The organism is Ruegeria sp. HKCCA5426 (assembly GCF_013034585.1).
Taxonomy (GTDB): domain Bacteria; phylum Pseudomonadota; class Alphaproteobacteria; order Rhodobacterales; family Rhodobacteraceae; genus Ruegeria.
In genome coordinates this window covers 122909-148109 of sequence record NZ_WQGH01000002.1, presented here as the reverse complement: position 1 = coordinate 148109, position 25201 = coordinate 122909, and the positions used below count along the sequence as shown (strand labels likewise).

Below are 25201 nucleotides of genomic sequence, written 5' to 3'. Positions count from 1 at the left end.
TTCGCACATTGCATTCAGGTTAGCCTGTTGAAAACATTACATTGTGCGCAATTTGGTGCATGGCTGAACAGATTTGCAATCCGCTGCGTCACCACTCCGCCAACTCGCCTTTTCAAGTAAAATCAAATACTTGCTGTGGTGTGGGGGGCGTTTTAACAGCTTTCGTCTGGGGCGTCCAGAGGGGTGCCTCAAAAATTCATGCAGAACGCTCTGGTTGGTTGTAGGTGCGCGGGAAATATTGGTTCTGCGGCAAAAGTTCTCTGCGCTGGCCGTTGCTGGTTCCTCCTTGATATGGCACAAGCGCATCATCCAAGGGAAAGATACGAGCGATCCAATGACAGACTTCGCAGCCCGCCGCCGCACGATGGTTGATACACAGATTCGACCCTCTGATGTGACCAAGTTTCCCATTATCGACGCGATGTTGAACGTGAGACGAGAGAACTTCGTGCCGGATTCCCAGCGCGAGGCGGCTTATGTCGAAGGATTGATAGATATGGGTGCGGGGCGCTGTATGCTAGAGCCCAGGACTCTGGCTAAGATACTGGATTCGCTGAACATTTCTAATGATGAAATTGTTTTGGATGTCGGCTCGGCAATGGGATATTCGACAGCAGTTGCGGCGCGCATGGCGCAATTGGTTGTCGGTGTCGAGGAAGACGAGGACCTTGCGGCCGAGTCTCAGACTGTCCTAATGGAGGCGGACGCAGACAACGCCATCGTGCATATCGGACCGCTGGCGCAAGGTGCGACCGAGCATGGGCCTTACGACGTGGTCATGATCCAGGGCGGGGTCGAGCAGGTGCCAGACGCCATTATTGATCAGCTCAAAGAACACGGCCGGATTGCTTGCCTTTTCATGGAAGGTGAGCTGGGAACGGTCCGCATCGGCCATAAATCCGGAGGTCGGGTGACCTGGCGCCATGCTTTTAATGCCAATGCGCCGGTATTGCAGGCATTTTCCGCGGATCGTGCATTTTCGCTATAATTCTACGGCAGATTATTCTGCTGCCTTGATTAGTTGAAAACAAAGGCGCAAACTGCGCCTAGGGCTGCGTAATTTTGATTTGAGAGGATTTCGTTATGAGTTCTAAGTCGGGAGGTAAGCTGGTCAAGGCCTTGGCGCTTACGGCTGGTATCGCACTCAGCGTTGTTCCGGGACGGGCGGTTTGGGCAGATAATCTGACCGACGCCTTCATTGGTGCATATAACACAAGCGGATTGCTGGAACAGAACCGCGCGCTGCTGCGTGCAGCGGACGAAGATGTGGCAATTGCCCTGTCTGCGCTGCGGCCGATCATCAACTGGACGGTGCAGGTCAGTCAGGATTACACGCGTTCCACCACAGATGACGTCGTAGTCAGGAACGAACCATCGTCCTTTTTCACCGGACTGACGCTGAGCCAATTGATTTATGATGGCGGCTTCTCGGTTCTGGGCAAACAGTCTGCACAGGAAATCGTTCTGTCCACCCGTCAGAACCTGATTGATATTGAACAGCTTGTCCTGTTCCGCGCCGTGAATGCGTATCTGGAAGTCGTTCTTCAAGAAGAAACCGTTCAGATTCAGCTCAACGATGTTGATGTGTCCGCCGAGGAACTCCGGGCTTCTCAGGATCGTTTCGACGTGGGCGAAGTCACACGAACCGACGTTGCTTTGTCTGAAGCGCAGCTTGCCAGTGCTCAGGCGGAACTTGCCATTGCTCGCGGTAACCTGAGCCGCGCGCAGGCGGAATATGTGAACGCCGTGGGCAAGGCGCCGGGTGCGACTGCGGGCCAACCCAGCCTGCCGAACCTTTCTGGTTCGGAATCTGAAGCGATCGCCTTCGCTCAGCGGAACCACCCCGCAATTCTGGCCGCGCAGCACGAGGTGCGGGCATTTGATCTGGCCGTGCAGCAGCAGCGTGCCAACCTTGGCCCGAACGTGAGCCTGAACGCGGATGCGGGTATTCGCGAAAGCTATGACAATGATGACAACCTCGAAGACGCGTCGATTTCGCTGAACTTCAACCAGCCGATCTATGCTGGTGGCCGTCTGGCGGCAAACGTGCGTCGGTCTATGGCGACCCGCGACGCCTCGCGCGCAAACCTGTTGAACGTGCAAAAAGACATCACGCAGGGCGTGGCAGATGCCTATGCGCGTTTTCAGGCCGCAACCGCAAGTCTGAGGGCGTCGACGGAACAGGTTCGCGCCTCGCAGGTCGCGTTTGACGGTATCCGGGAAGAGGCGACATTGGGCGCTCGGACCACGCTGGACGTTCTGAACGCTCAGCAGGACTTGCTGAACGCGCAGTTAACCGAGGTTGGATCACGCACAGAGCGATCACGTGCGGCCTATGATTTGCTGCAGGCCCAAGGTCTGCTAACGGCCGAGCGGCTGGGATTGGCCGTGCAAATCTACGACCCGACGCTGTACTACAACTTGGTCAAGCGCGCACCGGCGCAAGTCAGCAAGCAGAGCAAGGATTTGGATCGCGTGCTGAAAGCGTTGCGTCGCGACTGAGGGTCCAAGCTGACGGTTGTGAGGTCCGAAGTGTTTGGCTACACTCGATTCTGAGGACAGAGTGGTAGTGAAAAGATGACGGACAAGGTGGTAAATGGGAGCGTAGAGGACGTTTTGTCCTCTATCAAACGGCTGGTCGGTGAAGAAGGCCGCAAGATCCCGGACCTTGTTCCAACAGCCATGTCCAGAAAGCCGGGTCGCTTGGTCCTAACGGATGCTTTGCGCGTAAGCGAAGCAGCGGAGGACGAAGACGAGGCGGAACCCAAGGCGGAATACACCGCGGATGCGTCCATCAAGCCAATGGTCCTGCGTGCCAGCGACATTGTTAAGCGTGACGAACCTGTCGCCGAAGAACACCAAAGCACTGACCCAGCGGATAGTTTGAGCGCGAAGATTGAGGCGCTGGAAGCCGCAATTGCCCGCACCGAAGATCAGTGGGAACCGGACGGCGATAGCGAGGACGAGTATTCCGGCACGCGCACGACGTCGCTGGAATGGAGCGCGGATGAGGAAGCAAGCAGCGCCAAGGAAGATGTCCGCGCCGACAATGATGACTCTGCGCCCGAGGCCGAACCACAGGTTTCCGAAACGAAGGCAATGTTCATTCGCGATCCCGAAGTGACCGCTGCCGCTGTATCATCCACTGAACAGCCTAGGGACGTAACCGCCCTTGATGAGGCCGCGTTACGTGACCTGATAGCGCAGGTTGTGCGTGAGGAACTGCAAGGCGTTCTGGGTGAGCGGATTACGCGCAACGTCCGCAAAATGGTCCGGCGCGAGATTTATCGGGCGCTTGCCGAACACAAGCCGGATTGACCGTTATCCGTGTGTAGGACTCTCTGCAAGGTCCAGCAGTTGATCCAGGTTCATATGCGTTTCAAGATGGTCCGCCAACGCGTCGAGTGTGTCCTCAACCCCATCTTCATAGCCCAAATCCGATGCTGCGCCGAGCTGTGACAAGTAGCTGGCGCGAAATGCGTCAGAAGAGAAGATGCCGTGCAAATAGCTGCCACGAATGCGGCCGGACTTGTCAGTGGCGCCTTCTGGCCGCCCGTCGACTTCCAGCCAAGCGCGTCGGCAATCGGCCCCCTCTGTTTTACCCATGTGAATTTCATAACCCTGTACCGGCTCGCCACCCGGGACAGTTCGGGCGTTGCGCAGAGTGAGCGTCTTTTGTCTCGACATCACCGTGTCGACATCCAAAAGGCCTAAGCCTTCGACAGTCCCCGGGCGACCATCCACCCCGTCCGGGTCTGCGATTGTCTTGCCCAGCATTTGATACCCGCCACACAAGCCTAAGACATGGCCGCCCCGACGAACATGTGCATACAGATCCACATCCCAGCCCTGCGCGCGGAAATAGGCCAGATCGCCCATGGTCGATTTGCTGCCCGGCAACAACACCAGATCAGCATCACCAGGCAGAGCGCGACCAGCAGGCACGATCTCTACAGTGATGCCCGGTTCGGCGGACAGGGGGTCGAGATCGTCGAAATTCGCCATCCTCTCCAGTTGCGGGACCACGACTTTACAGGCCCCACCGCTATGCGAGCGGATGTCCATCATGTCTTCGGCTGGAAGACGCCACGCATCGTGGAACCAAGGAACGACGCCCAGACAAGGCCATCCGGTTCGCGCTGCTATGTCATCTCGTCCTTCGTCAAACAGCGAAACATCGCCCTTGAAACGGTTGACCGCGAAGCCCCGGATCATGGCCAGATCGCCTGCGTCAAGCACGGCCTGTGTTCCGACGATCTGGGCTATCACGCCTCCGCGATGGATGTCGCCGACCAGAACCACCGGAACCCCGGTGGCGCAGGCGAAGCCCATGTTGGCAATATCGCCTTTGCGCAGGTTGGTTTCAGCCGGGCTTCCGGCGCCTTCTATCAGGACCAGATCGGCGTCGTCGCACAACCTGTCAAAGCTTTCCAAGGCAGCACTCAGCAGCTTGGATTTGTCCTTGCGGTAATCTCCGGCTTTCATCGTCCCGGCGCGTTGGCCCTGTATGATGACCTGAGCGCCGGTATCCGTTTCAGGTTTCAGCAGAATCGGGTTCATGTCGGTATGCGTTGGTCGTTTGGCGGCGCGGGCCTGCAATGCCTGCGCCCGCCCGATCTCGCCCCCGTTTTCGGTGACGGCGGCATTGTTTGACATGTTTTGCGGCTTGAACGGTGCGACACGCAGGCCGCGCCGCGTAAAGGCTCGGGCCAATCCTGCCACCAGAACCGACTTGCCGACATTGCTGCCGGTGCCCTGAATCATGATGGCGCGAACCATGTCGAGTCTCCTATAACCTGAAGGGCACATGACCCGATTTGATGGCTGAGGAAAAGCCCCGGATGAACACACCTGCACATCTTTTGATCGGGGCTGCTGCCTTTGCCAATCCTCCTCGTGGGCGGATTTTGTGGGCTGCTTTGCTAGGCTCTGCGCTGCCGGACGTGTCGCTTTACCTGATGGCCGGGGTGTCTTTGTTCGTTTTGGGGATTCCTGAGCAGGTGGTTTTCGGTCAGCTTTATTATTCCACGGAATGGCAGACCGTATTCGCCATCGACAACTCATTTGTTGTTTGGGGACTGGCGCTATTGGCTGGGGTCTGGCTCCGCATCAGGCCGCTAATCGTTGGCGCGTCGGCTGGCTTGCTGCATTTGTTACTGGACTTTCTATTGCATGCCGGGGACGGGCGGCCCCAGTTCTGGCCGTTCAGCTCGTGGGTCTTTGACAGCCCAGTCAGTTATTGGGACAGCGCACACCACGCCTATTGGGTGGCACCTGTGTCACTGACAGTGTGCGCGGCGTCTTATCTGTTACTGTGGCGGCGGGGCATGGCATGGTCGGCGAGGGTGTTCTTTGCCATGATGCTGTGCGCCGAGGTTTGGGTTGCGCGACAGTGGTTGCTGTTTTTCTGACGCAACGCTTGGGGCAAACGAAAAGCGCGCTCCAGTGGCAGGAGCGCGCTTTTTCATTCGACCAGAAGTTTTGATCAGGCTGCTTCTGCCTGTTGTGCGGCGTTGCGACGCTCGCTCTCTTCACGTGACAGGGCGACCGAGGTGCGTACACCACGACCAACGAACTCCATCAGTCCGCTGACAACGCGTTCGTTCGGGTCAATCCCTGCACAAGACAGGACCTCGCGACCATCGCGCGAGCGGGCCCACCGAGCGATCTGTTCGGGGCCATTGCCGTACTTTTTATCGTCGGCGATTGCGTCATCCAGTGCAGCCAACACAACGGCTGCGAAAAGTTTACGAGCACGGTTGCCTTGCTCATTGTTAAAGGCGGTGCCGTCAACGAAATCTCTCATCTCGTCTTCCTTGTTGTTCTTGCTCTTGCATTTTCGGCGTGACGGTCCTTATGACCGATTAAGTGCGATTCGGATACACCTAATATGCATAGTTGCGTTGCGTCATTTGCATGGCTTGCTGCAGCTGCAGCACAAGGTCTCGTTGTCTTGCCAGGTGCAGCCACGCCAGATATAGGGAGCGCAACTTACGCATCAACCGTTTGTGAAGGATTTATGTCATGCCCAAGATAAATGGGAACGAAATTCGCCCCGGCAATGTGCTTGAGCATAATGACGGTCTGTGGGCAGCCGTAAAAGTCGATCATGTAAAGCCCGGAAAAGGCGGTGCTTTTGCGCAAGTCGAATTGCGCAACCTACGGAATGGGTCAAAATTGAACGAACGGTTCCGTTCGGCGGATAAAGTTGAACGTGTACGGCTAGAGCAGAAGGACCAGCAGTTCCTATACGAATCTGACGGTATGCTGGTGTTCATGGACTCTGAGACCTACGAACAGATCGAACTGCCCGCCGAACTGCTGGGCGAGCGCCGCCCGTTTCTGCAGGACGGCATGACCATCGTGGTCGAGTTCTACGAATCCGAGGCGCTAAACGCCACGTTGCCCCAGAAAGTGACCTGCAAGATCGTCGAGACCGAGCCGGTCGTCAAAGGTCAGACCGCTGCGAATTCGTTCAAACCGGCAATTCTGGACAATGGTGTTAAGGTCATGGTGCCGCCGTTCATCGGACAGGATGAGATGATCGTCGTGAACACCGAAACCATGGAATATTCCGAGCGCGCCTAAACGGTTGCCTTGATGGAAATGAAAAAGACCGCGACGGCTGGGGCCGCGCGGTCTTTTTTTATCTTAACCTTCTTGGGTTCCGATATTGTTCAGGATTGGGGCCGAACAATTCCAGCATCAACTCGTACTTGATGCGATTGGCGCTGACTTGCCGGTAGAACGCGATCAGAAAGGCGGTTGGTCCTTGGATGCGGCTTAAGCCGCTGGTAGCGGCGACCACAGTGCCCACATCCGTTTTGCCCTGTAAAACGAGATAACCGCCCAGCATCAGAACGCCGACGGTGCCCGCGCCGTTGATGACGCTAAGCAGGAACTTGGCGGACAGTTTCCACAAAAACATACGTCGCCGTGTCTCAAAGATTTCGTCGAACTGCGCTTCGATGTCTCGTGCGACGGCGTCGATATCTTCGACCGTCAGCTTGTCGGTCGCGCTGCGCAGGATATGGACGCGCTCGGCCACAAAGGTGTTTACTTTGCGCTGCGAGATCAGAACGATGACGATCTGCGGCACAATCATCGAAAATGCAATCAGGCCAAGTCCCGGCTGCGTCGATGAAATATACCCGATCACACTGATCAGAGTTCCCACTTGTACCACCGGATCCGAAAACGCCCCGCCCGCAAACTTGCCCAGCTCTTCGGCTTCGGCCGAGATTGCGGTGGTCATTGTTCCCTTGCGAACGGTCCCGCCGGTTTCACCCAGATCCGATGAACGCAATAGCAGCCGTTGCCGGATCATGCGGATCATGTCTTCGCCCAATGTGCCAGCCCGAAAGCCCAGCAACCATTTCAGAGCAAGACTCAGCAGGATAACGGACATCATGCCGCCTCCGAGATAGATCAGGTGATCCGTGTCGACGTTATCCTCGGTCAGGTGGTTGATGATGTCGCGCTGAAACTCCAGCGGCACAGCAGCCAGACCCGCGATGGCTATGGATAAAATAATAAGGATGATCTGACGCCCGGCACTGGCACGCCAGATCGCTCTGTATAGTTTGAACATTTGTTTTTCCGGTTCTTGAACCTGCGCACAGTGTGGCAGCGCCTTTGGGCGTGTTCAAACTATACCTCAAAAACCGTGGGTTACGCCGTGCTGGATTGGCAACAATCAAATCTCAACGGTGATAGGGACCCCGTCAGCGGTTAAATCGCCTTTGGCGCGGTCCAGTCTAAGATATGCGATGCCCCGACCATCAGACTGGGTAAACAGCGTGCCTGCGGGTTTCCCATCGGACAGAATTTCCGCCCCGACCGGGGCCGCGCCGCCGACCCGGACGCTGCGCAGACCCTTGCGCAACTCGGTCTTGTGTTTCATACGCGCGGTGACTTCCTGCCCGACATAGCAGCCCTTTTTGAAGTCGACACCGTTCAAGACCTCGAAACCGGATTCAAGGATATAGCTGTCAGGTGTCAGTTCGATTGCAGTCTCGGGAATGCAGTGACGCACGCGGATCGCGTCCCAATCGGTGCCGTCGTCGCCCTCGGCGCTTTCCGAGTAGATGCGCCAGCCCATTTCGGGATGACGGGGATCCGACAGCGCGCCTTGGGGGGCAGGGCCCGTGCCGCGTTGAAGGTTCAGGCCGCTATCTTCGATCGTGACATCGGCCCGCAGCTTGTACATGTTCAATCGCTTGACGAGACCGTCAGCCAGTTCCTCTGCCACGTCCAGAAGAACGGTCTCTCCGTCCCGCAGCAGAAAGAAATCTGCCAGATACTTGCCCTGAGGTGTCAGCAGCGCGGCGTAGACGATCCCGTGTTCCATCCCGGCGATGTCATTTGTCACCAGTCCTTGCAGGAAACTGTCAGTGTCCGCGCCGCCAAAGCGCAGGATACGGCGATTGGGCATGTTACGTCCTCGTCTTTTCCCTGAGCCACGTGATATAGGAGTTCACGCCGACAAGACCAGAGGGTTTCAATCATGCCAGCGCCGATCAGCATCGTCATCCCTACGCTGAATGCGGCGGACAGCCTTCCTGAAACGCTGCAGGCTTTGATGGAGGGGCTGCATACCGGACTAATCCGGGAACTGATTGTCTCTGATGGTGGCTCTACCGATTCTACGTTGGAAATTGCCGATGACGCCGGGGCCGAGATTGTGACCGGTGCTGCGTCACGCGGGGGACAACTGCAGCGCGGATGCGCATTGGCCAAGGCTGAATGGTTATTGGTTTTGCACGCGGATACCGTCTTGCAAGAAGGGTGGAGCAAGGCCGTGGGTGATCACTTGCGGACCGGCGGCCCGGCTGCCTTTCGTCTTGCTTTCCGCGCTGCGGGGTTTGCGCCTGCGTGGGTTGCGGGTTGGGCCAATTTGCGCAGCCGCCTGTTTCGGTTGCCGTATGGCGATCAGGGGCTTTTGATCAAGCGCAAGGCTTACATGGATGCAGGGGGATACCCGGACCAGCCATTAATGGAGGATGTTGCGCTGGCGCGTCGGCTGCGGGGTATAACCCTGTTACCTGTTCGTGCCTTCACAAGTGCGGATCGGTATCAGAGGGTGGGGTGGGCCCGTCGGGGTGCGCGGAACTTGTGGACACTGACGCGGTATTTTCTGGGTGGTGATCCCGAACGGCTGGCTCAGACATACCGGCGCTGAGGCTTGTGCGCAGTTCAACGATCGACTTACCCAGCCGAAACGGGGCCGCGAAACTAACCAGACAGAGGGCGACGATCTGGAGCACCAGAATATGTGCATTGGCCTGCAGGTATTCCCATTCGTCCTTTAGCTTCCCAACCTGCGCGATCAGATCGTCATAACTCTGGGCAAGAATGACATAGTCCCCGGCGATTGCCGGAACTTTTCGGCGCATGTTGTCGATTGCAGCCTGCGTTTCTTCGTCGAGTGACGTGAAAACCAGAAACTGATCTAAGTCGAAGGATTCAACCTTTGAGGCCATTGCCCGCATATCGTCCTGCTCGGCCTTTGCGCTTTGTCCGAACAGGAAATGCAGACCCTGAAGCGGCGCGACCTCGTTGGTGACGGCGATAAACAACGGAAGCTCGGAATTACTGGCGGTGGACGCCGACAGGAACTCCACCTTGTCGCACAAAACCCCGATATCTTTGTCATAGGCGGGGTCGCAAAAGCGCAGCCGGAACCGTGCGGCATCCCGGTCGAACGCAAGCGTTGCGGCATAAGCCACGTCAATCTGCCGGTCCAGCCGCGAACTGTCTGAGGTGTACAACCCCGCAAGAACAGCAACCAAGGCACCGATTCCGCCCAGAACAACCCAAACGAGATCAGCCAGTTTCCACGCACGGTGGCCAGCAGGTTTACGGAACAGAAACCCGGTTCCAACCGATCCAATCAGAAAGAACAGGATTAACAGGGGCAGTTGATTGTCGGCAATAAACGTCATGCATACAAAGTGACGACGCGTTCACGACGTGGCAACACTCTTCACGGGCTGTTGTTCTTTTTGTCGGATCAGAAATCAAGAGCCAGAGCTTTGGCCAAACTTCCGAAATAGTTTGGTGCGGTCAAAGGCTTGCTCCAATTCGTCAGTGCGTTCCTTGACCGAATCCCAAAGCCGCTCCTGCACTTCAGCGATGGCGCATTCCATCAACGCAAGGATCGAAGCCATCGAGTCCCAGGCCGAAGGCACGGCAATCCGGGCCGCAAACGTGTGCCTGGCGAGCCGGTGAATAGGCGAGCGCCACTGGTCGGTGAACAGCACAATCTCGGCCTCGCGTTCCTGGCAAAGCTGTCCGATCAACATGGTCGCGTTCTCGTACCTGCGCACGTCCAGCGCAACCAGAACGTCATTTTTTCGAACATCCAGCAGATCATGCGTCCACGAGGCCGCAACGGGCAGCAACCGGACGTCGGGCCGGATCATTTGCAAGTGCAGATAGAGGTACTGCGCCAAGGTGCCCGTTATTCGCCCCCCGGTGATGAAAATCCGCCGATCCGGGTCCGATAACAGGTTGCAAAAGCTATCGAATTCGCCGGGATCAACTTCGTCTATCGTGCGCTTCTGGTTGGCAAGGGATTGCTGGGAATAGCGATTCAGGATGTGTTCTTCGGGCAGGTCATTCTGCCAGACGTCGCGCTTGGCGACGGGCCCCGAGATCATCTCTTTCACCTCGCCGCGCAGGGCGGCCTGAAACTGAGGGTAGCCGTCAAACCCGGTTTTTTGCAGCATCCGCGCGACCGTGGTGGTCGAGACCGAGGCGGTGCTGGCCAATTCGGTGATGCTGCCCAGCCCGGCCATCGGGTAATCATCCAGCAGAACACTGACGAGTTGCCGTTCAGAAGGGGTCATCTTGTCCCGATGGGCCAGCAGCCTGTCCGTCACCCGCACTGAACGATCCTCCTGTATGCGACAGGCGCATAATGTGAACAATTTTTCATCAAGATCAAGCGTGGAAAAATTTATACAGGAAAATTATTGACAGGAGATTGCCGAGTGTGGAAATTTTTCCACAACGATCACGCATGGAATCGCAGGGCTTAGAATTGGACTTTGGAAAAGTCGTTCACACGGATTTGGCAGACGATGCGCCTTCGATGGCGCTGGTTTGTGAGCACGCGTCCAATCGAATCCCTGTATGTCTTGGGGACATGGGATTGGAGACAGATGCGTTGCAAAGCCATATCGCCTGGGATCCCGGCGCATTGGCTGTGGCAAAGCAAATGGCAGTGCGCATGTCGGCCCCCTTGGTTTATGGCGGTGTGTCGCGTCTGGTTTACGACTGCAATCGCCCGCCCGAAGCCGCCGGGGCCATGCCGGTAAGAAGTGAGAACTGGGACATTCCGGCCAATGCGAACCTGTCTTCGCAAGAGCGTAAAGCGCGTATCGAGGGGGTTTATGAGCCGTTTCGTGCATCCCTGTCGGATGTGTTGGACCAGTATCGGCGCTCGCTAGAGTTGATGGTCACTGTTCACAGCTTCACGCCCATTTATCTTGGCAAAAAGCGTAAGGTGGAACTGGGTATCCTGCACGGAGAGGATGACCGGTTCGCGACCTCAATGATGGCCCAACAGCCAGCCCAGAACCCATACGTCACCCGTTTGAACGAGCCCTATTCGGCCGTCGATGGTGTTGCGCATACACTGGACGCGCAGGCCGCGCCGCGCGGGTTGCTGAACGTAATGATCGAAATCCGCAACGACCTGATCGAAACGCCTGAACAGCAATCGGCTGTGGCTGACGCGCTGGTTCCGTGGATTGCAAGTGTCTTGTCGGGCATCAAAAAGAAGGTGGCGATGTGATCCGGGTCATGAGCTCATATGTCCGCGTCGTCGATGCGATCAATTATAGGATCGGGCGGGTGATGATGTGGGGCCTGTTCGTGATGATGGGAATCCTGCTGTGGTCTTCGATCTCGAAGACGTTTTTCCTGCCGTCGCTGTGGACGCTGGAAATGGCGCAGTTCGCGATGGTGACCTATTACATCATGGGCGGGCCATATTCGATTCAACTGGGGTCGAACGTGCGGATGGACCTGTTCTATCACAATTGGAGCCACACGAAAAAAGCGTGGTTCGACGCCTTCACCGTTTTGCTGCTGATCTTGTATCTGGGCGTGCTGTTTTACGGCGGGCTGGGATCAACCGCCTATAGCCTTGGCTATTGGGGGGATTCGCCGATCTCGTACTTCACCGGCCTGCTGACCGGCAGCGAAGAGATCGGGCGCCTCGAACGATCCTCGACCGCGTGGCGGCCTTATATCTGGCCCGTCAAGGCGATCATGGTGTTCGGCTTCTTCCTGATGCTGCTACAGGCGATATCGGAATTCTTCAAAGACATAGCCCGGATCAACGGGCAGGAAATCGGGGTTCGTCGGGCATGAGCCAGGAATACATTGCCATTTTCATGTTCGCGTCGATGATGCTGATGCTGTTCACAGGTCAGCGCGTCTTTGGCGCGATCGGCGCGATCGCTACTGTCGCTGCGCTCGCCCTGTGGGGAACGGGCGGGCAGGACATAACATTCTCGGCCGCTATGAAGCTGATGAAATGGTATCCGCTGCTAACCCTGCCGATGTTCATTTTCATGGGCTATGTGTTGTCGGAAAGCCGTCTGGCCGATGACCTGTATCGGATGTTCCATGTGTGGATGGGGCCGGTGAATGGTGGGTTGGCGATCGGCACGATTGGCCTGATGGTTCTGGTTTCGGCCATGAACGGTCTCAGCGTCGCGGGGATGGCCATTGGCGCAACCATTGCGCTGCCGGAACTGCTGCGGCGGGGCTATGACAAGACGATGGTGACGGGTGTTATTCAAGCCGGGTCCAGTCTGGGCATTCTGGTGCCGCCCTCGGTTGTGCTGGTGCTTTATGCGATGATCGCGCGGCAACCGGTGGGGCAGTTATGGCTGGCCGGGATCGTGCCGGGCCTGCTGATGGCAAGCTTGTTCATCCTCTATATCTGGATCCGATGCCGTATTCAGCCCGAACTTGGCCCCGCAATGAAAGACGCGCATGAGGTGCCGCGGGACGAGAAAATCCGGCTGCTGGGCGCGGGCGCGCTACCGCTGATCATCTTTGCCGCCATGATGGTACCGTTTGTGAACGGCTGGACTTCGCTTGTTGAAAGCTCGGCCATCGGGGCGCTGACTGCTCTGGTCGTTTCGGTTGTCAAACGGCGCATGACATGGAAGATTTTCGAGGATTGCACCAAGCAAACGCTGGCAATCTCATGCATGTTCATGTGGATCATCCTCGCCGCCCTTGGCTTTGGCGCGGTGTTCGATGGGCTGGGCGCGGTGAAAGCCATCGACAATCTGTTCACCGATCAACTGGGGCTGTCGCCGTGGATGATCCTGATCCTGATGCAGCTCAGCTTTATCGTCATGGGCACGTTTCTGGACGACACGGCGATGCTGGTGATCGTGGCGCCGCTCTATGTGCCGCTGGTGGGGGCGTTGGGTTTTGATCTGATCTGGTATGGGGTGCTTTATACGATCACCACCCAGATCGCCTATATGACGCCGCCATTCGGTTATAACCTGTTCTTGATGCGGGCCATGGCCCCGCCTGAGATCACGCTGCGCGACATCTACCGCTCGATCTTTCCGTTTGTCGCGGTGATGGTGCTGGCGCTGACGATCATCATGATTTTCCCGGAAATCGCCCTGTGGTTGCCCGGCTATGTTTATGGAAATTAACAAGAATGCCCGTCTAAGCGGCACGAAAAACTACAGCAGAGAGGAAATGACATGACAACAAGACGTAAGTTTCTGAAAACAGCCGGGGTAGGTGTTGCCGCCGCACCTCTGGCTGCGCCTGCACTGGCGCAGAGTACGATCACCTGGCGGATGCAGACTTATGCCGGTCCTGCGCTTGCCGCCCATGTGATCGACCCCGCGATCGAGATGTTCAACAAGATCGCTGGCGACCGGATGCAGATCGAGCTGTTCTATGCCGATCAGCTTGTCCCGACCGGAGAGTTGTTCCGCGCCATGCAGAAGGGCACGATTGATGCGGTTCAGTCCGACGATGACTCGATGGCGTCGCCCACCGAAGTCACCGTGTTCGGCGGCTATTTCCCGTTTGCGTCGCGCTATTCGCTGGACGTGCCGGTGCTGTTCAACCAGTACGGCCTGAACGAGATCTGGGACGAGGAATATTCCAAGGTCGGCGTCAAGCATATCAGCGCCGGTGCATGGGACCCCTGCCACTTTGCCACCAAAGACCCGATTAACAGCCTGGCCGACCTACAAGGCAAGCGCGTCTTTACCTTCCCGACAGCGGGCCGCTTCCTAAGCCAGTTTGGTGTCGTGCCGGTGACCCTGCCTTGGGAAGACATCGAAGTCGCCGTGCAGACCGGCGAGTTGGACGGCATCGCATGGTCCGGCATCACCGAGGATTACACTGTCGGTTGGGCGGATGTGACCAATTACTTCCTGACCAACAACATCTCGGGCGCATGGGCGGGATCGTTCTTTGCAAATATGGATCGCTGGAACGAGCTGCCCGAAGACCTGCAGACCTTGTTCCGCGTCTGCTGTGACCAGTCGCACTACTACCGTCAGTGGTGGTATTGGGGTGGCGAGGCCAGCCTGCGCGTCAACGGCGATAAGATGCAGCTGACCTCGATCCCGGATGAAGAATGGGCGACGGTTGAAGAAGCGGCCGTTGCCTTCTGGGATGAAATCGCAGCCGAGTCCGAGACCAAGGCGAAGGTCGTCGAGATCTTCAAGCAGTATAACGCCGACATGCTCAAGGCCGGGCGGCCTTATCGTTACGGCTAAAATCCAAGCGACTACGGCGCGCGGCCTCGGTCGCGTGCCGGTATTGAACCACTGGAACCCCTGTCCCCAATGCTAGGCTTGCCTCCGAAACAGACAAGAACGCTCCGGTCACGCTTTGGCGTGAACCGAGTCCGAGGGGTATAGGCAAATGGCAATCGCCGGGTTCCTGATCGAGATTTTTGCGGCAACCATGTTGTTGCTTTTTGCGGTGCGGCTGGTCCGCACGGGCATCGAACGGCGCTTTGGTGCGTTGTTTCAGTCGCTGTTGACGCGCCATTCAAACGTATTTGTTGCAGGTGGGGCCGGTATGGTTCTGGCCACGATCCTGCAAAGCTCGGCCGCGGTGACGGTATTGCTGACCGGTTTTGCGGCGGCTGGCATGGTCAGCTTTGGCATCGCATTGGCCGGGGTGCTGGGTGCGGATCTGGGGGCTGCGCTGGTCATTCAGGTTTTGTCTTACGATCTTGGCTGGCTGCAACCCGTTTTGCTGGCGCTTGGTGGCTGGCTTTACCTCAAATCCGATCGCGCCAATGTGCGGCTGATCGGGCGCATTGTTCTTGGCATTGCGTTCATTCTGGTCTCATTGCAGTTCCTGCGGGATGCGGTTGATCCGATCCGCGAAAGCGCCTTTTTGCCCGCGATCGCGGGCTATCTGGAAAGCGACTATTTCAGCGCCTTCATCGTGGGCGCTGTTTTGGCCTTTGTAATGCACAGTTCCGTGGCGACGATCCTGATGTGCGTAACACTGGTTCAGGTCGGAGCAATCCCCTTTGCGGCTGGTCTTTCGCTGGTGCTTGGAGCCAATCTGGGCTCGGCCTTCATTCCGATCTGGCTGACGCGTGACCTGCCAATTTCAGCGAGGCGCATTCCACTGGCCAACTTGCTGCTGCGCGGCAGTGCGGCGCTGGTGATGCTGATCGCGGTCAACGTGACCGGCGCGCATCAGGCGCTTATGGTGGCCGGGGCAGGGCAGTCGTTGATCCTGGCCCATATCGGGTTCAATTTTGCCATATTCGTGCTGGCCACAGGGTTCGTAAATTGGTTGGAACGCCCGATGACGCTGTTGCTTATCCAATCCTCTATCAAAGCGGGCAGGTGCTGGAGACACGATTGGTGATGGAAATGGAAAACGAAGCGGTCGAAGACTAGGGCCGCGGGACAGAGTTTGGGGCGATAGCCTCAGAAAATAACAAAGGATGAACGGGATGGGCAATGACGCACGTTTGGACGATCTGAAAGCCAAGGTCGAAGCCGGTGAGGTTGATACCGTACTGGTCTGCATGGTCGACATGCAGGGCCGTCTGATGGGCAAACGGTTTCACGCGGGCCATTTCGTGGCTGGTGCGTGGGAAGAGACCCATTGTTGCAACTACCTGCTGGCGACAGACCTCGAGATGGCGACCCCCGATGGCTATGCCGCCACAAGTTGGGAACGCGGCTATGGCGATTACGTGATGAAGCCCGACCTGAGCACTCTGCGCCCGGTGCCGTGGCTTGAGGGCACCGCTATGGTGATGTGCGATGTGCTGGATCACCACACGCATGAGGAAGTACCCCATGCGCCTCGGTCCATTCTGAAAAAGCAGGTGAACCGGCTGAAGGCTATGGGCTATGACGCAATGTGCGCCACCGAGTTGGAGTTCTTTCTGTTTGAGAAGAGCTTTGACCAGATCCGCAAGGAAGGCTTCCGCGATCTGGAGCCGATCTCGGGCTATAACGAAGACTATCACATCCTGCAGACCACCAAGGAAGAGCATGTGATGCGCCCGATCCGCAATCATCTTTGGAATGCGGGAATTCCGGTTGAGAACTCGAAAGGTGAGGCCGAGACCGGTCAGGAAGAGCTGAACATCAAATACGCACCTGCGATGGACACGGCCGAGTATCACTCGATTGCTAAGAACGCGGTGAAAGAGATTGCATGGCAGCATGGTCATGCGGCGACGTTCCTGCCCAAATGGCATCATGAGAAAGTGGGCAGTTCGTCCCATGTGCATCAGTCGCTTTGGGCGGATGGGGTGCCAATCTTTTTCGACGAAAAAGATCCGCTCGGGATGTCTGATGTCATGAAGATCTACATGGCGGGTTTGCTGAAATACGCCGCCGATTACACGTATTTCATGGCCCCTTATATCAATAGCTACAAGCGGTTCATGAAGGGCACCTTTGCGCCGACGCGGATCATCTGGTCGGTGGACAATCGCACGGCGGGGTTCCGTCTGTGCGGCGATGGCACCAGGGCGGTGCGGGTAGAGTGTCGGATTCCTGGCTCGGACATGAACCCCTATCTGGCGATGGCGGGGATGCTGGCCGCTGGGATTGCCGGGATTGAAGAGGGGCTGGAGTTGCAGCCTCCGACGCAGGGAGACGTCTATCAGGGCGAAACGGGTATGATCCCCGGCAATCTGCGTGCGGCGCGGGATGCGTTGTATGGGTCAGCCATGTTGCGGGCTGCCATGGGCGACGAGGTGGTCGATCATTATTCCCGTGCGGCAGAGGTTGAGGTTGAAGAATTCGAGCGTGTGGTGACCGATTGGGAAATCGCGCGCGGGTTTGAGCGGGCTTGAGACGGGTTGGCTGGGGGCTCTGCCCCCAGACCCCCGGGATATTTTTTGGCCAGATGAAGCAGGGGATCCTGCTTCTTTCGGAAATGGAGTGAAGATGGGGCAGATGTTGAAATGTGTCTCGCCGATTGATGGATCGGTTTATGCAGAGCGTGAAGTGCTGTCGGCTGAGGCGGCGTTTGAGGCTGCTGCGCTGGCGCGGGCGGCACAGGCGGATTGGGCGGCACGTCCGTTGCAGGAGCGGACCCGCCTTGTGATGGCAGGCGTGGCTGCTGTGGGTGCGATGAATGATGAGATCGTGCCTGAGCTTGCGCATATGATGGGTCGCCCCGTGCGCTATGGCGGTGAGTTTGGTGGGTTCAATGAGCGTGCCAGCCATATGGCCGAGATTGCCGAGGTTTCTTTGGCTGATATCGCGGTGGGTGAGGATGAGACCTTTAAGCGCTACATCAAGCGTATTCCGCATGGGGTCGTGTTTGTGGTGGCGCCCTGGAACTATCCTTACATGACGGCGATCAACACGGTCGCGCCTGCGTTGATTGCGGGCAATGCGGTGGTGTTGAAACATGCCACGCAGACTTTGTTGGTGGGTAAGCGGATGACGCAGGCATTTCATGCAGCGGGCGTGCCGCAGGATGTGTTTCAGAACGTGTTCCTCAGCCACGACGTGACCAATGATCTGATCGCGGGCAGGGCGTTTGATTTTGTGAACTTTACCGGTTCGGTCGGCGGCGGACAGGCGATGGAGCGGGCTGCGGCGGGCACCTTTACCGGCGTCGGCACAGAACTGGGCGGCAAAGATCCGGGTTATGTCATGGAGGATGCCGATCTGGATGCAGCGGTCGATACGTTGATCGACGGGGCGATGTTCAACTCGGGCCAGTGCTGTTGTGGGATTGAACGGATTTATGTGCATGAGAGCCTTTACGATGCGTTTGTTGCTAAGGCGGTTGAGGTTGTGAAGGGCTATAAGCTGGGCAATCCGCTGGATGCCGAGACGACCATTGGCCCGATGGCCAATGTCCGCTTTGCCGACGAGGTGCGCGCGCAGATTGCCGAAGCGGTCGCGGCGGGTGCGGTGGCCCATATCGAGACCTTCGCCGAGGATGATGGTGGGGCCTATCTGACCCCGCAGATCCTGACCAATGTCACCCATGATATGCGTGTGATGCGGGACGAAAGCTTTGGCCCGGTGGTGGGCATCATGAAAGTCTCGTCCGACGAAGAAGCCATCGCGCTGATGAATGACAGCGAGTTTGGCCTGACCGCCAGCCTCTGGACCCGCGATGTGGATCGTGCTGCGCGGGTGGGGGACCAGATCGAAACCGGCACCGTGTTCATGAACCGGGCCGATTATCTGGACCCGGGCCTGTGCTGGACCGGCTGCAAGAATACCGGGCGCGGAGGCGGATTGTCGGTCATCGGCTATCACAACCTCACACGTCCCAAATCCTACCATCTGAAAAAGGTGACATCATGAGCCTTGTTGGAAACTGGTCCTACCCGACCGCGATCAAGTTCGGCGCTGGCCGGATCAAGGAATTGCCCGAAGCTTGCGCGGTTGCCGGGATGAAACGCCCTCTGTTGGTGACCGACAAGGGGTTGGCCGATCTGCCAATCACAATGGCGACGCTGGATATCCTTGAGGCTGCCGGACTGGGCCGTGGCCTGTTCAGCGATGTGGACCCGAACCCCAATGAAAAGAACCTCGCAGCCGGGGTTGCCGCCTACAATGCGGGCGGCCATGACGGGGTGATCGCATTTGGCGGCGGCTCGGGGCTGGATCTGGGCAAAATGGTTGCGTTCATATGCGGCCAGACTCGTCCGGTGTGGGATTATGAGGATATAGGCGACTGGTGGACCCGTGCTGATGCCGATGCCATCGCGCCGATCATCGCCGTGCCGACCACGGCTGGGACGGGGTCCGAGGTGGGGCGCGCAAGCGTCATCACCAATTCGGAAACACATGTCAAAAAGATCATCTTCCACCCGAAAGTGCTGCCGACGGTCGTGATCTGCGACCCCGAGCTGACCGTGGGTATGCCCAAGTTCATCACCGCAGGCACCGGTCTGGATGCATTCGCCCATTGTGTCGAGGCGTTCTCGAGCCCGCATTACCACCCCATGTCCCAAGGCATCGCGCTGGAGGGGATGCGGCTGGTTAAGGACTACCTGCCGCGCGCCTATGCCGATGGCACCGACATCGAAGCCCGCGCCCAGATGATGAGCGCGGCGGCAATGGGCGCGACGGCGTTTCAAAAGGGCCTTGGCGCGATACACGCGATGAGCCACCCGATTGGCGCGGTGTTCAACACCCATCACGGCACCACGAACGCCGTTTGTATGCCGGCCGTTCTGGACTTTAACGCCCCCGCCATCGCCGACCGGTTCCAACAAGCGGCGGCCTATCTGGGCATTGAGGGCGGCTTTGACGGCTTCCGCGCCTTTGTGCAGGAGTTCAACGACAGCTTCGCCATCCCGCGCAAACTGTCCGATCTGGGCGTGACCGAAGCACGGGTCCCCGAACTGGTCAAAGGCGCGATCATCGACCCGTCCTGCGGCGGCAACCCGATTGAACTGACCGAAGACAACCTGACTGCGCTGTTCAAAGCGGCGCTGTAACAGGGTTGCAGACCTGCTCCCTCACCTCGCATACTGCGCGCAGGTGAGGGAGATTTTCATGACCAAAGAGATAGTTCTGATCCACGGGGCCTTTGCCGGGCCGTGGTGTATGCAGGATTACGCGGGCTTCTTCCGCGCGCGCGGCTGGACGGTTCACACCCCCGCGCTGCGCTATCATGGCGGCGATCCCAAGACCGAGCCTGATCCCGGCCTGACCGACACCAGCGTCATGGATTACGCCGATGACATCGCTGCATTCGTGAAGGGGCTGGACAGCAAGCCTGTGCTGCTGGGCCATGCCATCGCGGGGGTTGTGGCGCAGCAGGTGGCGTCTCGTGGGCTGGCCAGCGCCATTGTCCTGATCAACCCGAACGCGGCCTGGGGGACGTTGCCCGAAACCGATGACGAACGCGCTGTACCGCGTGCGCTGATGGAGGGCGGGGCGTTCTGGAAACAGCCCATGCGCGTCGATTTCGATCTGATGGCCCCCTTTGCGCTGAACAAACTGCCCAAGGCGCAGCAGCACGCGGTGTTCGACCAGCTCGGCCCGGAAAGCGGGCGGGTGATGTTCGAGATGTTCTTCTGGATGTTCGGCGACCACCACGCGATGAAGGTGGACAGGGACAAGGTCGACTGCCCCGTCCTGATCGTATCCGGCACCGAGGACCGGGCCGTGAACCCCAACACCTGCCGCGCGCTGGCCAATCTGTACGGAGACCGCGCGACCTTTCTGCCCGTGGAAAACCACGCGCATTTCCTGTTCATGGAACCCGGCTGGGAGGGCCCGGCCGGACAGATTGCGGACTGGCTGGATCAGACGTCGGGTGTCACCGGCTGATCTGGAAGCTGCTCTGGGGTTTCCAACTGAGCGAGCCGTCGTCGTTCTTGACGCAGCGCAGCAGGTGTTCTTCGCGCGTGCTGATCGTGTCGGTCACGGTGTTGTCGCCGAAAATGACCACGAACGCGTCCATCGAATAAGCCATGCCCGCATAGTAGCAGAACCGGGTCTCGGCCCCTTCCGGAATTGGCGATGCGGTGCTGAGCGTCTGCTGTGCGGTTGCTTGGCTGGCCAGCAATGCCAGCGCCAGCCCGAGGGTTACTGTCTTCATGTCGTCCTCCCGTTCGAAAATCACTTGGTCTCATTGGGTCTTGGACGCTCGAGAACCTCAAATGTCGTTCTTGAATGACGGGTTGAGAGTAAGTGTGAACGGGATCAACGGGTTAGGCAAGGGGGGTGTTTGCAGGCTGCTTGTGTGGTTGTTGCGTTCCATCCAGCTAATGCTTAGTGCGAAATATCAAGCACGCGCCCGACCCGCGCCCGAGAGCGGACGCGTACCGCACCCACACACGGGAGGGCGCGATGGCGGGTTATTTTTTGGACGCATATTCGTTCAAACGTGCTGTTAACGCATTAATGTCTGCCTCATAGTCGGGAACCGTAATGTTTTTTGGCCTAATACAAAAACCACGTTCTCGAACTAACAGTACACCTTTTTCATCTTTTATTCCCCAAAGAATTTTACTTAATGATTGCAAAAACTTAACGCCAACAAGATCTTTGTTCGGTTCATTTATTATAAATCTAAATGATCCAACTACGATGTCAGTTAGGGAAGCAAGGTGAGAGGTGCCGTTTAGAGTGTTGTCTATTGACACGATGTTACCGAGTTGGTGGGTTTTTTGACTCTTTTGAAAAACGATGCCGGTTTCGAAAATTTCCTTGAAATACTGCTCTTGCTTGAAGTCAGTAGTGCGATCGAACTTGACCATACCGGGGGCGTTTCCGTTCTCGCGCAGGAACTGATCAAATTTCATTAAGAGCGTGTTTATTCCAAACTTTAGGCGATTGTCGTGAGGTTGACCTTTGGCAATTGCATGTGGAGTAATGTAGCAGCAAGCTTTGCACTGATGCTTCGCAGCTAGTTTCAAAACAGCGTTCTTAGCATCAGTGTGTGCTTGCCGAGTGACATCCTTGGACACCCCGCCGGGGGAGAATTTTAGTTTGTCGTTTGGCCTGAAACCATACTTCCGACGTATGGCAATCATGCCCTTATGGATTTTCAACAGTTGATCAGATGGAAAAAATACACTGGCGTAAATTAGAAATTCTTTGCTGCCGTCTTGATCAGCTTCGTCGGCGTACATGACGTACATAAATTTTCCTTATCTCAAACATCCAACTCCTCCACAAACCGCGCGTTCTCCTGAATGTACTGGAACCGCAGTTCGGGCTTCTTACCCATCAGGCGCTCGACCAGATCGCCGGTTTCGCCGGGTTCGTCCTCGTCAATCGTGACGCGGATCAGTTTGCGCGAGGCCGGGTCCATCGTGGTCTCTTTCAGGTCCTTGGCGTCCATTTCGCCCAGACCTTTGAAGCGTGAGACGTCGATCTTGCCTTTGCCGCCAAGACCTTTCTCAAGCCACTCGTCCCGCTCGGCCTCGTCCAGACAATAAACGCGTTTGGCGCCCTGGGTCAGGCGGTAGAGGGGCGGGCAGGCGAGATACAAATGCCCTGCGTCGATCATCGGGCGCATCTGGGTGAAGAAGAACGTCATCAGCAGCGAGGCGATATGCGCTCCGTCCACATCCGCGTCGGTCATGATGATGATCTTGTCATAGCGCAGGTCGTCGACGTTGAACTTGGTGCCAAGCCCCACGCCCAGCGCTTGGGTCAGGTCGTTGATCTCGGCATTGGTGCCCAGCTTGGAACTGGCCGCACCCAGCACGTTCAGGATCTTACCGCGCAGGGGCAAAAGGGCCTGTGTTTTGCGGTCGCGGCCCATTTTTGCGGAGCCGCCCGCAGAATCTCCTTCGACGATGAATAATTCGGTGCCGTCGCGTGTTGAACTAGAGCAGTCCACCAACTTGCCGGGAAGACGAAGTTTTTTAGTGGCGGACTTGCGTTGTGTCTCTTTCTCGGCCCGTCGGCGCAGACGTTCCTCGGCTCGGAGTATCACAAAGTCGAGTATCGCGCCGGCGGATTTCGTATCCGCCGCCAGCCAGTTATCGAAATGGTCGCGGACCGAATTTTCGACCAGTCGCTGCGCCTCGACCGTGGCAAGGCGGTCTTTGGTCTGGCCCACAAATTCCGGCTCGCGGATAAAGCACGACACCAGCGCGCAGCCGCCGGTGATCAGGTCATCACGGGTGATCTGCGCGGCTTTCTTGTTGTTGATCAACTCGCCATAGGCCTTGATCCCCTTGAGGATCGCGGCCCAGAATCCCGCCACATGGGTGCCGCCTTCGGGGGTGGGGACGGTGTTACAGTAGGATTGGATGAACCCGTCGCGCGAGGGCGTCCAGTTAATCGCCCATTCGACCTTGCCCGGTGTGCCGAATTTCTCGGTGAAGTCCACGGTGCCCGCAAAGGGCTGCTCGGCATAGGTGGACGAGCCGTTCATCGTCTCCTTGAGGTAATCGGACAGGCCGCCGGGGAAGTGGAACGTCGCCTCGGTCGGGGTCTCGCCGTCGTCGATATGCGATTTCCAGCGGATTTCGACGCCCGAGAATAAGTAGGCCTTAGAGCGGATGGACTTGAACAGTCGTGCCGGTTTGAATTTGTGGTGGCCAAAGATTTCGGCATCCGCATGGAAGGTGACCGTGGTTCCGCGCCGGTTGGGGGCTGCGCCGACCTTTTCCACTGGACCCAAAGGGATACCGCGCGAGAACCGCTGTTCGAACAGCGTCTTGTCGCGGGCCACCTGCACAACCATAGAATCCGACAACGCATTCACCACCGAAGCACCGACACCGTGCAGACCGCCCGAGGTCTGGTAGGCCTTGCCCGAGAACTTACCGCCCGCATGTAGGGTGCACAGGATGACCTCAAGCGCGGATTTGTCAGGGAATTTGGGGTGCGGATCAATCGGGATGCCGCGTCCGTTGTCGCGCACGGTCAGCGCATAATCTTCGTGCAGCTCAACCTCGATCCGGTTGGCGTGACCGGCGACCGCCTCATCCATCGAGTTGTCGAGGATTTCCGCGACCATGTGGTGCAAAGCGCGCTCATCCGTGCCGCCGATATACATGCCGGGGCGTTTGCGAACGGGTTCCAGACCTTCAAGAACCTCGATCGAAGAGGCGTCATATGTAGCGGTCGCGCTGGGCGTCAACAGATCGTCGGGCATCGGTGCTGCTCTTGTTTTTGGGTTTTGCCCATTATGGCAGGTGATGTGGTCCGGGGGAAGAGGGACGCGAAGTGTTGTGGGATTTTGCCAAACCCAGGCCGCCATTCGCGCGCTAGCCCGTTTTCGCATAAGATTGGGACACTTGGCATTATCAATTAATTGGGGGAATTTGAAATGACCACGAACTCGGCCAGTTTCGTTGGAGATATACCAACACATTACGACAAGGGTCTGGGGCCAAATATCTTTGTCGACTACGCGGCACTCATTTCTGAAAAGTGCTGCGATGAGCCCGCGAGTTCGGTGATTGAACTGGCGGCGGGTACCGGAATAGTCAGCAGAGTCTTGCGGGACAAGTTACCGGCAGAGGCAAGTCTGTTGGTGACCGACCTGAACGCGCCGATGCTGGAAGTGGCGAAGGCCAAGTTTTCCGGTGACGAGAACATTCAGTTTGCGGTTGCCAATGCGATGGAGCTTCCGTTTGACGGGCCGGAATTTGACTTAATGGTCTGTCAGTTCGGCGTAATGTTCTTTCCCGACAAAATCGCATCATATCGAGAAGCAGCGCGCGTTTTGCGGCCGGGCGGCAGATATGTCTTCAATGTCTGGAGCCCAATGTCAGAGAACCCATTTTCGCAGATGGCACACGAGCTTATGCAGAAGGTTTTTCCTGACGACCCGCCTGGGTTCTACAAAGTTCCTTTTCACTATGGCGATCCTGCCACCGTTCTCGGCGATCTGTCTTCCGCCGGGTGGAGCAACGTAACGCATGAAACCATTAAAATTCAAAAGAAGATTCAGGATCTGGAGGCGCTCTCCAGATCGTTGGTTTTTGGGAATCCGCTGATTGACGAAATCAATGAACGCGGCGGTGTCGACCCCGAGGACGTCGCGGGGGAATTTGCGACCGCATTGGAAAATCGCTTTGGCCCAGATGGCATGACGATGCCTTTGTCGGCCACAATGTTTGTTTGTCGCTTGGGCTGAAAAACCTTAGCACCGTATCTGGGGTGATAAACAGAAAACTGCCGCGCCATGGGCTCTCGTAGATCTTGTCGCGGGCGTCTAAGGTGCGCTCGTTTTGTGTGAAAAAAGCAAGGAAACC

Annotated in this window: 24 protein-coding genes and 1 pseudogene; 16 read left to right on the top strand and 9 right to left on the bottom strand. The window is 57.4% G+C overall.

The genetic code is table 11. The features are described 5' to 3' along the window. Positions 1–334 precede the first annotated feature (334 nt). The 3 genes from GOV87_RS03295 (at position 335) to GOV87_RS03285 (ending at position 3318) form a co-directional block, all read left to right on the top strand. On the top strand, positions 335–988 hold the full coding sequence (locus GOV87_RS03295; RefSeq protein WP_171210820.1) for a protein-L-isoaspartate O-methyltransferase: 654 nt from the start codon (positions 335–337) through the stop codon (positions 986–988). A gap of 95 nt (positions 989–1083) precedes the next feature. Beyond that, the gene (locus tag GOV87_RS03290) at positions 1084–2502 is read left to right on the top strand and encodes a TolC family outer membrane protein (RefSeq protein WP_171122054.1); all 1419 of its coding nucleotides are present in this window, start codon (positions 1084–1086) and stop codon (positions 2500–2502) included. Positions 2503–2577: 75 nt separating this feature from the next. Beyond that, a complete protein-coding gene (locus GOV87_RS03285) occupies positions 2578–3318 on the top strand; it encodes a hypothetical protein (protein ID WP_171210819.1) in 741 nt (246 codons plus the stop codon). A 3-nt stretch (positions 3319–3321) separates the two neighbouring features. Here the strand turns inward: GOV87_RS03285 and GOV87_RS03280 are convergent, their stop codons facing one another. Next, a complete protein-coding gene (locus GOV87_RS03280) occupies positions 3322–4779 on the bottom strand; it encodes a cobyric acid synthase (RefSeq protein WP_171210818.1) in 1458 nt (485 codons plus the stop codon). 41 nt (positions 4780–4820) lie between these two features. Between GOV87_RS03280 and GOV87_RS03275 the strand changes: the two genes are divergently transcribed. Continuing rightward, positions 4821–5411 (top strand): cobalamin biosynthesis protein CobQ, encoded by a 591-nt coding sequence (locus GOV87_RS03275; protein ID WP_254447303.1) that lies wholly within the window; start codon positions 4821–4823, stop codon positions 5409–5411. Between the two features lie 74 nt (positions 5412–5485). On the opposite strand, the gene GOV87_RS03270 is transcribed toward GOV87_RS03275, so the two are convergent. Continuing rightward, positions 5486–5806 (bottom strand): DUF6280 family protein, encoded by a 321-nt coding sequence (locus GOV87_RS03270; protein WP_037310273.1) that lies wholly within the window; start codon positions 5804–5806, stop codon positions 5486–5488. 218 nt (positions 5807–6024) lie between these two features. Here GOV87_RS03270 and efp point away from each other — a divergent pair, with 218 nt between their 5' ends. Beyond that, positions 6025–6588 carry an elongation factor P gene (gene efp / locus GOV87_RS03265; RefSeq protein WP_170325421.1) on the top strand — a complete coding sequence of 188 codons (564 nt, stop codon included), beginning with the start codon at positions 6025–6027 and terminating at the stop codon, positions 6586–6588. A gap of 58 nt (positions 6589–6646) precedes the next feature. On the opposite strand, the gene GOV87_RS03260 is transcribed toward efp, so the two are convergent. Next, positions 6647–7591, bottom strand: coding sequence for an ABC transporter transmembrane domain-containing protein (locus tag GOV87_RS03260; protein ID WP_171210817.1), 945 nt, complete (start codon positions 7589–7591; stop codon positions 6647–6649). Positions 7592–7696: 105 nt separating this feature from the next. Then, positions 7697–8434 carry a folate-binding protein YgfZ gene (locus GOV87_RS03255; protein ID WP_171210816.1) on the bottom strand — a complete coding sequence of 246 codons (738 nt, stop codon included), beginning with the start codon at positions 8432–8434 and terminating at the stop codon, positions 7697–7699. Between the two features lie 72 nt (positions 8435–8506). On the opposite strand from GOV87_RS03255, the gene GOV87_RS03250 reads away from it, so the two are divergent. Next, the gene (locus GOV87_RS03250; protein ID WP_171210815.1) at positions 8507–9181 is read left to right on the top strand and encodes a TIGR04283 family arsenosugar biosynthesis glycosyltransferase; all 675 of its coding nucleotides are present in this window, start codon (positions 8507–8509) and stop codon (positions 9179–9181) included. Between the two features lie 7 nt (positions 9182–9188). Here GOV87_RS03250 and GOV87_RS20630 read toward each other — a convergent pair. Further along, positions 9189–9944, bottom strand: a pseudogene (locus tag GOV87_RS20630) (hypothetical protein); the annotation flags it as partial. A gap of 75 nt (positions 9945–10019) precedes the next feature. Further along, positions 10020–10889, bottom strand: coding sequence for a MurR/RpiR family transcriptional regulator (locus GOV87_RS03240; protein ID WP_171122060.1), 870 nt, complete (start codon positions 10887–10889; stop codon positions 10020–10022). 155 nt (positions 10890–11044) lie between these two features. On the opposite strand from GOV87_RS03240, the gene GOV87_RS03235 reads away from it, so the two are divergent. From GOV87_RS03235 to GOV87_RS03195, 9 genes are all read left to right on the top strand, one after another. Further along, the gene (locus tag GOV87_RS03235) at positions 11045–11800 is read left to right on the top strand and encodes an N-formylglutamate amidohydrolase (RefSeq protein WP_254447302.1); all 756 of its coding nucleotides are present in this window, start codon (positions 11045–11047) and stop codon (positions 11798–11800) included. 8 nt (positions 11801–11808) lie between these two features. Continuing rightward, complete coding sequence (locus GOV87_RS03230) at positions 11809–12381, top strand: TRAP transporter small permease subunit (protein WP_171122061.1); 573 nt, start codon at positions 11809–11811, stop codon at positions 12379–12381. Further along, positions 12378–13697, top strand: coding sequence for a TRAP transporter large permease subunit (locus tag GOV87_RS03225; RefSeq protein WP_171210814.1), 1320 nt, complete (start codon positions 12378–12380; stop codon positions 13695–13697). Before GOV87_RS03230 ends, GOV87_RS03225 begins: the two co-directional genes overlap by 4 nt. Positions 13698–13748: 51 nt before the next feature. Continuing rightward, positions 13749–14783 carry a TRAP transporter substrate-binding protein gene (locus GOV87_RS03220; RefSeq protein WP_171122063.1) on the top strand — a complete coding sequence of 345 codons (1035 nt, stop codon included), beginning with the start codon at positions 13749–13751 and terminating at the stop codon, positions 14781–14783. Between the two features lie 148 nt (positions 14784–14931). Further along, complete coding sequence (locus GOV87_RS03215; RefSeq protein ID WP_171210813.1) at positions 14932–15900, top strand: Na/Pi symporter; 969 nt, start codon at positions 14932–14934, stop codon at positions 15898–15900. 88 nt (positions 15901–15988) lie between these two features. Next, positions 15989–17350 (top strand): glutamine synthetase family protein, encoded by a 1362-nt coding sequence (locus tag GOV87_RS03210; RefSeq protein ID WP_171210812.1) that lies wholly within the window; start codon positions 15989–15991, stop codon positions 17348–17350. Between the two features lie 94 nt (positions 17351–17444). Beyond that, a complete protein-coding gene (locus GOV87_RS03205; RefSeq protein ID WP_171210811.1) occupies positions 17445–18827 on the top strand; it encodes an aldehyde dehydrogenase family protein in 1383 nt (460 codons plus the stop codon). Further along, the gene (locus GOV87_RS03200; protein ID WP_171210810.1) at positions 18824–19969 is read left to right on the top strand and encodes an iron-containing alcohol dehydrogenase; all 1146 of its coding nucleotides are present in this window, start codon (positions 18824–18826) and stop codon (positions 19967–19969) included. The genes GOV87_RS03205 and GOV87_RS03200 overlap by 4 nt, the downstream gene beginning before the upstream one ends. 58 nt (positions 19970–20027) lie before the next feature. Further along, positions 20028–20807 carry an alpha/beta hydrolase gene (locus GOV87_RS03195; protein ID WP_171210809.1) on the top strand — a complete coding sequence of 260 codons (780 nt, stop codon included), beginning with the start codon at positions 20028–20030 and terminating at the stop codon, positions 20805–20807. On the opposite strand, the gene GOV87_RS03190 is transcribed toward GOV87_RS03195, so the two are convergent. The 3 genes from GOV87_RS03190 to parE form a co-directional block, all read right to left on the bottom strand. Then, positions 20797–21078, bottom strand: a complete 282-nt coding sequence (locus tag GOV87_RS03190) for a hypothetical protein (RefSeq protein WP_171210808.1) — start codon at positions 21076–21078, stop codon at positions 20797–20799. The two genes, GOV87_RS03195 and GOV87_RS03190, sit on opposite strands and share 11 nt — an antisense overlap. A 259-nt stretch (positions 21079–21337) precedes the next feature. Then, positions 21338–22114 carry a hypothetical protein gene (locus GOV87_RS03185; RefSeq protein ID WP_171210807.1) on the bottom strand — a complete coding sequence of 259 codons (777 nt, stop codon included), beginning with the start codon at positions 22112–22114 and terminating at the stop codon, positions 21338–21340. Between the two features lie 23 nt (positions 22115–22137). After that, on the bottom strand, positions 22138–24096 hold the full coding sequence (parE, locus tag GOV87_RS03180; protein ID WP_171210806.1) for a DNA topoisomerase IV subunit B: 1959 nt from the start codon (positions 24094–24096) through the stop codon (positions 22138–22140). Positions 24097–24270: 174 nt separating this feature from the next. On the opposite strand from parE, the gene GOV87_RS03175 reads away from it, so the two are divergent. After that, the gene (locus tag GOV87_RS03175; protein ID WP_171210805.1) at positions 24271–25083 is read left to right on the top strand and encodes a class I SAM-dependent methyltransferase; all 813 of its coding nucleotides are present in this window, start codon (positions 24271–24273) and stop codon (positions 25081–25083) included. The last annotated feature ends 118 nt before the right edge of the window (positions 25084–25201 follow it).

Excerpts from the sequence above, each read along its gene's own strand:
- GOV87_RS03295 (WP_171210820.1), top strand. The coding sequence starts at position 335 with ATGACAGACTTCGCAGCCCGCCGCCGCACGATGGTTGATACACAGATT.
- GOV87_RS03290 (WP_171122054.1), top strand. The coding sequence starts at position 1,084 with ATGAGTTCTAAGTCGGGAGGTAAGCTGGTCAAGGCCTTGGCGCTTACG.
- GOV87_RS03285 (WP_171210819.1), top strand. The coding sequence starts at position 2,578 with ATGACGGACAAGGTGGTAAATGGGAGCGTAGAGGACGTTTTGTCCTCT.
- GOV87_RS03280 (WP_171210818.1), bottom strand. The coding sequence starts at position 4,779 with ATGGTTCGCGCCATCATGATTCAGGGCACCGGCAGCAATGTCGGCAAG.
- GOV87_RS03275 (WP_254447303.1), top strand. The coding sequence starts at position 4,821 with ATGGCTGAGGAAAAGCCCCGGATGAACACACCTGCACATCTTTTGATC.
- GOV87_RS03270 (WP_037310273.1), bottom strand. The coding sequence starts at position 5,806 with ATGAGAGATTTCGTTGACGGCACCGCCTTTAACAATGAGCAAGGCAAC.
- efp (WP_170325421.1), top strand. The coding sequence starts at position 6,025 with ATGCCCAAGATAAATGGGAACGAAATTCGCCCCGGCAATGTGCTTGAG.
- GOV87_RS03260 (WP_171210817.1), bottom strand. The coding sequence starts at position 7,591 with ATGTTCAAACTATACAGAGCGATCTGGCGTGCCAGTGCCGGGCGTCAG.
- GOV87_RS03255 (WP_171210816.1), bottom strand. The coding sequence starts at position 8,434 with ATGCCCAATCGCCGTATCCTGCGCTTTGGCGGCGCGGACACTGACAGT.
- GOV87_RS03250 (WP_171210815.1), top strand. The coding sequence starts at position 8,507 with ATGCCAGCGCCGATCAGCATCGTCATCCCTACGCTGAATGCGGCGGAC.
- GOV87_RS03230 (WP_171122061.1), top strand. The coding sequence starts at position 11,809 with ATGAGCTCATATGTCCGCGTCGTCGATGCGATCAATTATAGGATCGGG.
- GOV87_RS03225 (WP_171210814.1), top strand. The coding sequence starts at position 12,378 with ATGAGCCAGGAATACATTGCCATTTTCATGTTCGCGTCGATGATGCTG.
- GOV87_RS03220 (WP_171122063.1), top strand. The coding sequence starts at position 13,749 with ATGACAACAAGACGTAAGTTTCTGAAAACAGCCGGGGTAGGTGTTGCC.
- GOV87_RS03215 (WP_171210813.1), top strand. The coding sequence starts at position 14,932 with ATGGCAATCGCCGGGTTCCTGATCGAGATTTTTGCGGCAACCATGTTG.
- GOV87_RS03210 (WP_171210812.1), top strand. The coding sequence starts at position 15,989 with ATGGGCAATGACGCACGTTTGGACGATCTGAAAGCCAAGGTCGAAGCC.
- GOV87_RS03205 (WP_171210811.1), top strand. The coding sequence starts at position 17,445 with ATGGGGCAGATGTTGAAATGTGTCTCGCCGATTGATGGATCGGTTTAT.
- GOV87_RS03200 (WP_171210810.1), top strand. The coding sequence starts at position 18,824 with ATGAGCCTTGTTGGAAACTGGTCCTACCCGACCGCGATCAAGTTCGGC.
- GOV87_RS03195 (WP_171210809.1), top strand. The coding sequence starts at position 20,028 with ATGACCAAAGAGATAGTTCTGATCCACGGGGCCTTTGCCGGGCCGTGG.
- GOV87_RS03190 (WP_171210808.1), bottom strand. The coding sequence starts at position 21,078 with ATGAAGACAGTAACCCTCGGGCTGGCGCTGGCATTGCTGGCCAGCCAA.
- GOV87_RS03185 (WP_171210807.1), bottom strand. The coding sequence starts at position 22,114 with ATGTACGCCGACGAAGCTGATCAAGACGGCAGCAAAGAATTTCTAATT.
- parE (WP_171210806.1), bottom strand. The coding sequence starts at position 24,096 with ATGCCCGACGATCTGTTGACGCCCAGCGCGACCGCTACATATGACGCC.
- GOV87_RS03175 (WP_171210805.1), top strand. The coding sequence starts at position 24,271 with ATGACCACGAACTCGGCCAGTTTCGTTGGAGATATACCAACACATTAC.